The 10927-nt window shown below is 33.4% G+C and carries 10 protein-coding genes; all 10 read left to right on the top strand.

Going from position 1 to position 10927, the window contains the following annotated elements:
- Nucleotides 1-198 precede the first annotated feature (198 nt).
- Nucleotides 199-333 carry a 50S ribosomal protein L34 gene (gene rpmH / locus CLOCL_RS20685; RefSeq protein ID WP_027622361.1) on the top strand — a complete coding sequence of 45 codons (135 nt, stop codon included), beginning with the start codon at nucleotides 199-201 and terminating at the stop codon, nucleotides 331-333.
- A gap of 115 nt (nucleotides 334-448) precedes the next feature.
- Complete coding sequence (rnpA, locus tag CLOCL_RS20680; protein ID WP_014257146.1) at nucleotides 449-793, top strand: ribonuclease P protein component; 345 nt, start codon at nucleotides 449-451, stop codon at nucleotides 791-793.
- Nucleotide 794: 1 nt separating this feature from the next.
- Nucleotides 795-1010, top strand: coding sequence for a membrane protein insertion efficiency factor YidD (gene yidD, locus CLOCL_RS20675; RefSeq protein WP_014257145.1), 216 nt, complete (start codon nucleotides 795-797; stop codon nucleotides 1008-1010).
- Between the two features lie 42 nt (nucleotides 1011-1052).
- Nucleotides 1053-1898 carry a YidC/Oxa1 family membrane protein insertase gene (locus CLOCL_RS20670; RefSeq protein ID WP_014257144.1) on the top strand — a complete coding sequence of 282 codons (846 nt, stop codon included), beginning with the start codon at nucleotides 1053-1055 and terminating at the stop codon, nucleotides 1896-1898.
- Nucleotides 1899-2519 (top strand): RNA-binding cell elongation regulator Jag/EloR, encoded by a 621-nt coding sequence (gene jag, locus CLOCL_RS20665; RefSeq protein ID WP_014257143.1) that lies wholly within the window; start codon nucleotides 1899-1901, stop codon nucleotides 2517-2519.
- 192 nt (nucleotides 2520-2711) lie between these two features.
- Nucleotides 2712-4094: a tRNA uridine-5-carboxymethylaminomethyl(34) synthesis GTPase MnmE gene (gene mnmE / locus CLOCL_RS20660; RefSeq protein WP_014257142.1), complete on the top strand. Its 1383-nt coding sequence runs from the start codon at nucleotides 2712-2714 to the stop codon at nucleotides 4092-4094.
- A gap of 10 nt (nucleotides 4095-4104) precedes the next feature.
- The gene (mnmG, locus tag CLOCL_RS20655; RefSeq protein ID WP_014257141.1) at nucleotides 4105-6003 is read left to right on the top strand and encodes a tRNA uridine-5-carboxymethylaminomethyl(34) synthesis enzyme MnmG; all 1899 of its coding nucleotides are present in this window, start codon (nucleotides 4105-4107) and stop codon (nucleotides 6001-6003) included.
- A 103-nt stretch (nucleotides 6004-6106) separates the two neighbouring features.
- Nucleotides 6107-6829 (top strand): 16S rRNA (guanine(527)-N(7))-methyltransferase RsmG, encoded by a 723-nt coding sequence (gene rsmG, locus CLOCL_RS20650; protein WP_014257140.1) that lies wholly within the window; start codon nucleotides 6107-6109, stop codon nucleotides 6827-6829.
- 210 nt (nucleotides 6830-7039) lie between these two features.
- The gene (gene noc, locus CLOCL_RS20645; protein ID WP_014257139.1) at nucleotides 7040-7873 is read left to right on the top strand and encodes a nucleoid occlusion protein; all 834 of its coding nucleotides are present in this window, start codon (nucleotides 7040-7042) and stop codon (nucleotides 7871-7873) included.
- A 292-nt stretch (nucleotides 7874-8165) separates the two neighbouring features.
- Nucleotides 8166-10691, top strand: a complete 2526-nt coding sequence (gene gyrA, locus CLOCL_RS20640; protein ID WP_014257138.1) for a DNA gyrase subunit A — start codon at nucleotides 8166-8168, stop codon at nucleotides 10689-10691.
- Nucleotides 10692-10927: the final 236 nt, after the last annotated feature.

Raw genomic sequence — 10927 nt, 5'->3', positions numbered from 1 at the left:
TAGGGTATTGTCATTAAATGTACTTATGAAAAGTATTGAATTAGTGAAATTGAATGCATTATTCAATACAGAAAGAAGTATATTTATTTGAAAAAAATAAAAATAAATAAAGCTTCTTTTGGGAAATATTATAAGTAACATAATGAAGCAGATATAAGTAGCTAAGTACTTTAGTGAAAAGAAATGGAGGTGTTTGGTTTGTTAAGAACATATCAGCCTAAAAATAGACAGAGAAAAAAGGAACACGGTTTTAGAAAAAGAATGAAAACTGCCAATGGAAGAAAAGTATTAAGAAGGCGCAGATTGAAAGGTAGAAAAGTTCTTTCAGCGTAAGACCGCATAATTGTGGTCTTTTTGTTTAAAAGGATATTATTTTAATAATAATATTATTAAAGCACATGAAATATAACTGAAATATAAAAAATAACCGGAGGCATAGCTCCTTATAATGATATTTACATTTCCTATAAAAAATAACAAAGATTTTCTTAAACTTTATAAAAAAGGAAAATTTTTTGTTGCAAAGTATCTTGTTCTATATGTCTTAAGTAATAATAGTAATGTGAATAGATTGGGTATAACTGTAAGCAAGAAGTTTGGAAAGAGTGTAAAAAGGAACAGGATAAAAAGGTTAATAAAAGAAAGTTATAGACATTTTGAGAGCCAATTGAAACAAGGGTTTGATTTAGTTTTTGTGGCAAGAAGCTGTGAAGAAATGCCGAACTTTTCAGAAGTAAAAAAGGAAATGAAATACCTGTTGAGAAAGCTTGAAGTATTCAAGGAGGATATTTAATTTGGTAAAAAGATTAGTTGTATTTTTAATAAGGATTTATCAAAAATTTATATCCCCATTAAAAGGTGTTTCAAGCTGTAGATTTTATCCTACTTGCTCACAGTACGCAATTGATGCTATAACAAAGTATGGTATAGTTAAGGGAAGTTTCATGTCAGTTAAGAGAATAATAAAATGCCATCCGTTTCATCCGGGAGGATATGATCCGGTTAAGTAAGCTAAAGGATCTGGTTAAATAAGCAAAAGGGGTATTGTGGCGATGTTTAGTTTTATACCGAAGTTTTTAGGCATAATTTTGAATTTTATATATGAGAATTTAGCTTTTAAAAATTATGGATTAGCTATTATTCTTTTTACGATTTTTGTTAAACTGTTATTGCTTCCTCTTACAATAAAGCAGATTAAGTCGACTGCTAAAATGCAGGAGTTACAGCCAATTATACAGGAACTGCAAAGGAAGTACAAAAATGATACTAACAAACTTAATGAAGAATTGATGAAATTATATACAGAGCATAAATATAATCCTGCTAGCGGTTGTTTGCCTCTTCTTGTGCAGATTCCAATACTTTTTTCTTTGATATATGTAATTGGTCAGCCATTGACATATATGTTCGGCTATAGTATAGAGGAAATAAAAACATTTATTGAGGCTGTTCCCGATGAAATGAAAGTTCCTGGTTTTTATGCTCAGTTAGGAGCCGTTAACTTTCATAATATTTTAAATATGAATTTCTTGGGTTTAGATTTAGGGGCAATACCAAGTTTAAGTCCTGGCAAATTATTTGGAGAAGAAATGTTAAAGTATCTTCCTTTGTTGATATTGCCGATACTTTCTGTTACATCTACAATTTTGTCTAATAAATTGATGATGATGTCTACAATGAGAAAAAATGATGACAATAAAAATGATAAATCACAAGATGTAGCTATGGCAATGAATAGGAATATGGCTATCATAGCACCTTTAATGACTTTGTGGGTATCTTTCCAATTCCCGGCAGGTCTGGGTCTATACTGGTTCACCAGTAATGTGTTTCAGATATTTCAGCAGTTGTATATAAATAAGTACATTGTGAATAAAAAGGAGGTTAAGGAAGGTTAAATGGCAAATTTCGTTGAAAAAACAGGGAAAACCGTACAAGAAGCTATTGATCTGGCCTTAGAAGAATTGCAGTGCGATATAAACAGTGTTGATATAGAAGTTTTAGAAGAAGGATCAAAGGGTATTTTCGGCTTGATTGGCAATAAAGTGGCGAAAGTTAGAGTTACTGTCAAAGAAACATGTTCGGATAAAGCAAAGGAATTTTTGGCCAGTGTGTTGGAAAAAATGAAGGTTGATGCCGAGATTACGGTTGAAGAAGATGAAGATACCATACTCCTTAAAGTAAATGGAGATGATATAGGTATTGCTATTGGAAGAAGAGGCGAAACTTTAGATGCTCTTCAGTATTTAACAAGCCTTGTTGTTAATAAGAATAGGGAAAATTATAAGAGAGTTATAATAGATATTGAAAATTACAGGAAAAAAAGAGAAGAAACATTGGTTAAACTTGCTAACAAACTAGCTGATAGAGTGGTCAAATACAAAAAAAATATTGTCTTAGAGCCAATGAATCCATATGAAAGAAGAGTAATACATTCTTCTCTTCAGGATCACAAATATGTTGAAACTTATAGTGTTGGAGAAGAGCCTAATAGAAAAGTAATAATAACACTTAAATAGAGCTTTAATAAGTTATACACCCAATGTTTTCTAAATTATTTAAGTTATAAATAACTAATGGAATACCTTAAAAATATTTTATTATTGACTGTTTTTGTGGTTCAGGAGAATTAATTCTTGGGCCATTTTTTAACATCATAATACTGTGTTGAATGTGTGAACGATTTATTTCCATAAACCTGGAGGATTATTATGCTGTACAGTCAAGATACAATTGCAGCCATTTCTACGCCGCATGGAAACGGTGGAATAGGTATAATCAGAATTAGTGGAGAAGAAGCTTTTAGAATTGCTGCAGAAATATTTGTTGGTAAAAAAAAGTTTGATGAAATAAAGACCCATACAATAAACTATGGAAAAATAATTAATCCTGAGACCGGTGAAATACTGGACGAAGTTTTGCTTTCAAAAATGAAAAAACCTAATACTTTTACCAGGGAAGATGTTGTAGAGATAAACTGTCATGGAGGGACAGTAGTTTTAAAGAATATACTTGAACTTGTACTAAAAAAAGGAGCAAGAATTGCGGAGCCTGGAGAGTTTACAAAACGTGCTTTTTTGAACGGTAGATTGGACTTGTCCCAGGCTGAAGCTGTAATTGACCTTATAAATGCAAAAACCAGCGAAAGTTCAAAGGCTGCTATGAATCAGCTGGAAGGTAAGCTGTCGGTAAAACTTAAAGAAGCAAGAAAAAAGCTCATAGAAGTTTTAGCACATATTGAAGTTACCGTTGATTATCCGGAACATGATATTGAAGAGATCACTGGGGAAAAGGTATATTCTGAAATTAAGGATATAAGGGAAAAGCTTAACAATATTATAAAAGGTTTTGAAAAGGGGAGGATTATAAGGGAAGGAGTAAATGCTGTAATTGTAGGAAGGCCTAATGTAGGAAAGTCTTCTTTACTGAATGAGTTAACCGGGAAGAATAGAGCTATAGTAACCGATATACCTGGGACAACAAGGGATATCATTGAAGAGTATATTAATTTAAACGGCGTTCCAGTAAGAATTATTGATACGGCAGGTATCAGAGAGACAGATGACTTAGTTGAAAAGATAGGCGTGGAAAAAACAAACAAGGAATTGGAATCTGCAGACCTTATAATAATGATGATAGATTCTTATAAGGGAATTGAAAAAGAAGATACGGAAATTCTGGATAAAGTAAAAGATAAGAAAGTTATTGTAATATTAAATAAAATAGATTTAGCAAATGAAGAAAAATTAGCAGAGATTGAGAGTAAGATAGAGGATAAAAAAGTAATAAGGATGTCTTTAAAACAAGGAATAGGGACAGATGAACTGGCAGACGCAGTAGTTGAGCTTTTTGTTAAAGGAGAAGTAATCTTGAATAATGAGGTTATAATAACGAATGTAAGACACAAAAATTTGATAGATAAGGCAATAGAGAGTATTGATTATGCCATTAATGCCTACAAAAGCGGTATGCCTTTAGATATGATAACAATTGATATTGTAAATTCTGCACAATATTTGGGAGAAATAACGGGAGAATCGGTAAGTGAAGATGTTATGAATGAAATCTTCAGCAGATTTTGCTTAGGAAAGTGAGAGGAAGGTTATGGAATTTATTGCGGGAGAATATGATGTAATAGTTGTTGGAGCAGGACATGCTGGATGTGAAGCTGCCCTGGCTTCAGCCAGACTGGGTGTTAAAACAGCGGTCTTTGCTATAAATTTGGACAGTATAGCAAACATGCCGTGTAATCCTAATATAGGAGGTACAGCAAAAGGCCATCTTGTAAGGGAGATTGATGCTCTTGGCGGCGAGATGGGTAAAAATGCGGATAAAACTTTTATTCAATCGAAGATATTGAACAGAGCTAAAGGTCCTGCAGTGTACTCACTTAGAGCGCAAATAGACCGAAGAAGTTATCAAATTGAAATGAAAAATACCCTTGAACTGCAGGAAAATCTTGATGTCAAGCAGGCTGAGATTGTTGAAATATTGAGGGAAGAAGTTGACGGTAAATACAAAGTTACCGGAGTTCGGACTCATACGGGTACTATTTACAAATGCAAGGTTGTTGTACTTACAACAGGAACGTTTCTTAGAGCGAAAATTATTATTGGTGATATAAGTTATAGCGGAGGGCCGGATGGACTTTTCCCTGCAAATAAACTTTCCGATTGCCTTAAGGAAATGGGTATTGAACTTATAAGGTATAAGACCGGTACTCCAGCCAGAATAAATCGTAGAAGTATTGATTTTTCAAAAATGGAAGAGCAGCCTGGCGATGAGACCATAGTTCCTTTTTCCTTTGAGAATGAGGAACTAAAGAAAGAACAGGTATCGTGTTATCTTACATATACAAACAGTAAAACCCACGAGATAATAAGAAATAATATCCATAGATCCCCGCTCTTCAGCGGAATTATTGAAGGTGTAGGTCCTCGCTATTGCCCTTCAATAGAAGATAAGATAGTGAAGTTTGCCGATAAGGAATCTCACCAGGTTTTTGTTGAGCCTATGGGTCTTAATACACAGGAGATGTATTTACAGGGAATGTCCACGAGTCTTCCGGAGGATGTTCAGATCGAAATGATAAAAACACTGCCCGGACTTGAAAATGCGTCGATAATGCGAAGCGCTTATGCAATAGAATACGATGGAATTAATTCAACGCAATTAAATCTTTCTTTAGAGTTTAAACATATAGATGGATTATTTTCAGCTGGGCAAATCAACGGAAGCTCCGGATATGAAGAAGCAGCTGCTCAGGGAATTATAGCAGGTATAAATGCAGCACGCAAAATAAAAGGAGAAGAACCTCTAATATTGGATAGGTCCGAAGCTTATATAGGGGTATTGATAGATGATTTGGTAACTAAAGGAACAAGAGAACCTTATAGGATGATGACATCAAGGTCCGAGTATAGACTTTTGCTGCGGCAGGACAATGCCGATCTCCGATTGACTCCAATAGGCTATCGTATAGGCCTTATAAGTGAGGAAAGATACAGAAAATTTGAAAAAAAGAAAAGAGAAATTGAGGAAGAAATAAAAAGACTTAATAATACGTATGTTCCTCCAAGTGAAAAAGTGAATGCTTTTTTGCAAAGTAAAAACAGTACTCCCATAAAGAGTGGAATGAAGCTGAGTGATTTGCTGAAAAGACCTGAGCTGGACTACAAATCCCTTGAAGCTATAGACGAAAACAGACCCCAACTTAGTGCTCAAGTTATTGAACAGGTGGAAATTACAATAAAATATGAAGGATATATTAAAAGACAAATGCAGCAAGTTGAACAGTTTAAAAAACTTGAGAGCAAAAAGTTAGGTAAGGATATAGATTATTTTTCCATTCAGGGATTGAGACTTGAAGCAAGACAGAAGCTGGATAAAATTAAACCTGAGTCAGTGGGACAAGCTTCGAGAATATCAGGAGTGTCTCCGGCTGATATATCGGTTTTACTGGTTTATTTGGAACAGCAGAGAAGAAAAAAAGAGGATCAATAGGTATAGAGTACATTAAAAATATAGCGATTTAAGCAATTAACAACATATAAAAATAAATTTTTACTGCTATTTGTAGATTAATTAAAGATGGGAGAAATAAACTGTGGATAGTGAGTTGAAAAAGATTCTTTTGGATGGAGCTAATATATTTGATATATCTTTAACTGAAGAACAAGTGGATAAATTTTTGCGGTATAAAAATATCCTTAAAGAATGGAATGAAAAAATAAACTTAACGGCAATAGAAAAAGACAGAGAAATTGTTATAAAGCATTTTATTGATTCGTTAAGCATTCTTCCTTTTATAAAAGATGAATGTACAAGACTTATAGATGTCGGTACCGGTGCGGGATTCCCGGGCATTCCTGTAAAAATTGCCCGGGAAAGTATAGAAGTCACTTTGCTGGATTCTTTGGACAAGAGGGTAAGATTTTTAAATGAAGTTATAAAAGAAAATGCTTTAAGCAAAATAGAGGCATTACATGGAAGAGCTGAGGAAAAAGGAGTTCTTCCTGAATTTAGAGAAAAGTTTGATATTTCAACAGCAAGGGCTGTTGCGAGTTTGCCTGTGCTAATTGAGTATTGTCTGCCTTTTGTTAAAGTTGGAGGCTACTTTATTGCAATGAAGGGAAGCAACATAGCAGATGAAATTGACAGTTCTAAAAAGGCTTTGGATATTATGGGAGGAAAAATTGAAGAGGTAAAAGAGTTTAACTTACCTTTTACTGATAGTAAAAGAAATATAATTATTATAAAAAAGTTTCGACAAACTCCAACAAAATATCCGAGAAAAGCAGGTAAACCATCAAAAGAGCCGCTGATTTAACCCGTAAAATACCGTAATATAGCGTATTTAGACGAACGATTCTTTGAATAAAAAAAAGGAATTTTAAAAAGGTATGCGAATATTATCCTTATAATTTTAATATCAAATAATGGTAACATAACTTTGATTTAACAAATTATAAAATTTATTGTTAAACAATAAATTTTAAACAAAGGATAAATATTAAAATTACGAAGGATGGTGTTCGCTATGTTAGAAGGTAGAGTACAAATAGCTAGAGTTGAAAAGAAGGATGATTTAAAAAACATCACTTATGTTAAAATTGAAAACATAAGACCTAACCCCTATCAGCCAAGAAAGCAGTTTAATAAGATTTCATTGGAGGAGTTGTGTGAATCAATCAAACAATATGGCGTTATTCAACCTATTAACGTCAGAAAAATATCTGCCAATATGTATGAACTTGTAGCTGGAGAGAGGAGACTTAGAGCTGCTACAATGGCTGGGCTAAAAGAAATTCCTGCAATTGTTGTAGACATAAACGATAATGATTCGGCAGTAATGGCTTTAATCGAAAATCTTCAAAGAGAAGACTTAAGCTATATGGAAGAAGCAGAAGGATATAATAACTTAATAAACGAGCACGGATTTACTCAGGAAGAACTTGCGGCTAAAATTGGAAAAAGTCAGTCAACAATAGCAAATAAAATACGTCTGTTGAAACTTCCGCCTTTAGTTAAAAAGATTCTTGCAGACAACAATCTTACTGAAAGACATGCAAGAGCTTTATTGAAACTACATGATGAGCAACTTCAGTTAAAAGTTTTGAAGACTGTCTGTGAAAAAGGTCTTAATGTTAAAAAGACTGAAGAGTTAGTGGAAAGAGCAATAGAAAAATATACAAGACAGGAAAATGAAAAGAAGAATAAGGCTAAATATACAAGGGCAATAAAAGATATTAGAATATTTGTAAATACAATAAAGCAATCAATAGAATTAATGAAAAAGTCCGGGGTGGATGCAAAAGCTGCACAATTTGACAGAGGAACTTATGTTGAATTTATAGTTAGAATACCTAAATAGGTATTGCGACGCTAAAAAGTACAAAAATGCCAATAAAGCAAAAAAGATTACATATGAAAACATTAAATATTCTTATATGAATTCTTTAGGTATTTATATTGGAAAAATTGGGAATGATTTAATATCATTCCTTTTATTTATTTTTGTTAAAATGGTTTCATAAGTAAGGAATGTTAATAAATCATGAAAAAAGTGGACAGCTTTTTAAAACTTTATTAAAATATATATTGATTAATTTTGGGTAAGAGGAATAATACAAACCTAAAGAACGTTATAGAAAAGAGGTAAATAGATGGCAGATATATATGATGTCAAGGATCAAAATATAATACCTGTTGACATAGAAGCCGAAATGAAGAACTCATTTATAAACTATGCTATGAGTGTAATAGTGGACCGTGCCTTACCTGATGTCAGAGATGGTTTAAAGCCTGTACATAGAAGAATACTATATGCTATGTTCGGTCTCGGTTTTACACCAGATAAGGCCTATAGGAAATGTGCTACCACGGTCGGAGAAGTTTTAGGTAAATATCATCCTCACGGAGATGCAGCCGTATATGATAGTATGGTTCGTATGGCCCAGGATTTTTCCTTAAGGTATCCATTAGTCGACGGACATGGTAATTTTGGTTCGATAGATGGGGACCCTCCTGCAGCTATGAGGTATACTGAGGCTAAGCTTGCGAAAATTTCCATGGAAATGGTTAGAGACATAAATAAAGATACGGTGGATTTCAAGCCTAACTTTGACGAGCATGAAATAGAACCGGTTGTTCTTCCTTCCAGATTTCCAAATTTGCTGGTAAACGGTTCTTCAGGAATAGCTGTCGGTATGGCAACGAATATACCGCCGCATAATTTATGTGAAGTTATAGATGGGATTGTTGCTGTTATTGATAATCCACAAACAACAATAGATGATTTGATTAAAATTATAAAAGGCCCCGATTTTCCAACGGGAGCTACCATAGTAGGAAAATCAGGTATTAAGGATGCCTATAGAACAGGTAAAGGCAAGATAATAATGAGGGCTGTTACAAATATTGAGCAAATGACCCCCAATAAGCAGAGAATAGTGGTAACTGAACTGCCCTATCAGGTAAATAAGGCGAGATTGATTGAGAAAATAGCTGACCTTGTTAAGGATAAAAGAATAGAAAGTATATCCGATTTAAGAGATGAATCGGATAGAGACGGAATGCGCATAGTTATTGAATTAAAGAAAGACGCTAATGCCAATGTTGTTCTGAATCAACTTTTAAAATTTACACAGATGCAGGAAACTTTCAGTGTTAATATGCTTGCTTTAATTCAGACACCGGATAAAAAATTTGAACCCCGTGTAATAAATTTAAGGCAAGCCATAGATTATTATATTGACCATCAAAAGGATGTAATTGTAAGAAGAACAAAATTTGATCTTGATAAAGCTGAAGCAAGAGCTCATATTTTAGAGGGTTTGAAAATAGCCATTGACAACCTTGAAGAGGTTATCAGAATTATAAGGGCTTCAAAAAATGAAGCTGAAGCAAAAGAAGCTTTGATGGGAAGATTCAATTTCAGTGAAAAGCAGGCTCAAGCAATTGTTGATATGAGACTTGGAAGGCTTACTGCTTTGGAAAGAGAAAAGATTGATGCAGAATATGAGGAATTGCTTGCAAAAATAAAGTATTACAAAGATGTTTTGGCTAATGAGTTTATGGTGTTGAATATTATAAAGGAAGAATTAACTGAAATAAAGCAAAAATATGGAGATGAAAGAAGAACTAAAATAATTTCTGATGAAGGCGATTTTGATGTTGAAGACTTAATTGAAGAAGAGAATTGTGTTATTACTCTTACTCATTTTGGATATGTTAAGAGAATTCCGACTGATACGTACAAGAGTCAAAGAAGAGGCGGTAAAGGAATTATCGGTCTTAGCACCAGGGAAGAGGATTTTGTTGAAAACTTGTTTACAACCTCTACCCATGATTATATTCTGTTCTTTACAAGCAAGGGAAAGGTATACAGATTAAAGGCTTATGAAATACCCGAAGCAGGAAGACATGCAAAAGGAACTGCAATAGTAAATCTCCTGCAGTTAGAGCCGGATGAAAAAATAACTACGGTAATTCCGTTGAAAGAATATAAAGAAGGCCTTTACTTAGTACTTGCAACTAAAAATGGTATTGTGAAGAAAACTGATCTTATGGAATATGATCATATTAGAAAAGGCGGACTTACTGCTGTTACATTGAAAGAGAATGACGAATTAATAGATGTCAAACTTACCGATGGAACAAAAGATATTATACTTGTTACCAGAAATGGTATGTCAATTAGATTTAACGAGCAGGATGTCAGACCTTTAGGAAGAGTTTCCATGGGTGTTCGAGGAATTAAACTCGATGACGATGATGAAGTTGTCGGTATGGGAGTTTATATTGAAGATACCAGCCTGCTTGTAGTAACTGAAAGAGGCTTTGGAAAGAGAACAGAACTTGAGGAGTACAAGGTTCAAACAAGAGGCGGAAAAGGTATATTGACTTACAGGGTGACCGAGAAAACTGGTAAGATAGCAGGTATGAAGCTTGTAAATGAAAAAGATGATGTAATGCTGATTAGTTCAGACGGATCTATTATCAGGATAAATGTCAGCGATATAAGTATTTTGGGAAGAGCAACTCAAGGTGTGACATTAATGAGATTGGATGAGTCTGTGCATTTGGTTGGAGTTGCGCGGATAGCAAATGAAGATTCTTCCGAAAGTAACGAAGAAAATGATATTAATGAGGAAGAAAAAGAAACAACAAATGATTTTGATAATAACTAAATTTAATAATGTTTTTAAATTTTGATTTCTTATTTAAATTATGTTCTGTATCAATAAATCTTCAACGACTTTTGAATATATAAAATTATTGAGAGATTTTAAAAATTCCATTCTATCAGAATATACTGGTAGAATGGATTCTTTATTTTACTTACTTTTTAATCTCTTAAGATTATTGCTGGCAAACTGATTATTCTTCTGTTTTAAAGTCTGATAAATTATTTATTTAATAGATA

It is taken from the genome of Acetivibrio clariflavus DSM 19732, from assembly GCF_000237085.1.
Taxonomy (GTDB): domain Bacteria; phylum Bacillota; class Clostridia; order Acetivibrionales; family Acetivibrionaceae; genus Acetivibrio; species Acetivibrio clariflavus.
The sequence above is the reverse complement of the archived record's forward strand: the minus strand, read 5'-3'. Positions and strand labels throughout refer to the sequence as shown.

What these genes read in the sequence shown, in the direction of transcription:
- rnpA (WP_014257146.1), top strand. Translation starts at nt 449, where the DNA reads ATGATATTTACATTTCCTATAAAAAATAACAAAGATTTTCTTAAACTT.
- CLOCL_RS20670 (WP_014257144.1), top strand. Translation starts at nt 1,053, where the DNA reads ATGTTTAGTTTTATACCGAAGTTTTTAGGCATAATTTTGAATTTTATA.
- jag (WP_014257143.1), top strand. Translation starts at nt 1,899, where the DNA reads ATGGCAAATTTCGTTGAAAAAACAGGGAAAACCGTACAAGAAGCTATT.
- mnmE (WP_014257142.1), top strand. Translation starts at nt 2,712, where the DNA reads ATGCTGTACAGTCAAGATACAATTGCAGCCATTTCTACGCCGCATGGA.
- mnmG (WP_014257141.1), top strand. Translation starts at nt 4,105, where the DNA reads ATGGAATTTATTGCGGGAGAATATGATGTAATAGTTGTTGGAGCAGGA.
- noc (WP_014257139.1), top strand. Translation starts at nt 7,040, where the DNA reads ATGTTAGAAGGTAGAGTACAAATAGCTAGAGTTGAAAAGAAGGATGAT.
- gyrA (WP_014257138.1), top strand. Translation starts at nt 8,166, where the DNA reads ATGGCAGATATATATGATGTCAAGGATCAAAATATAATACCTGTTGAC.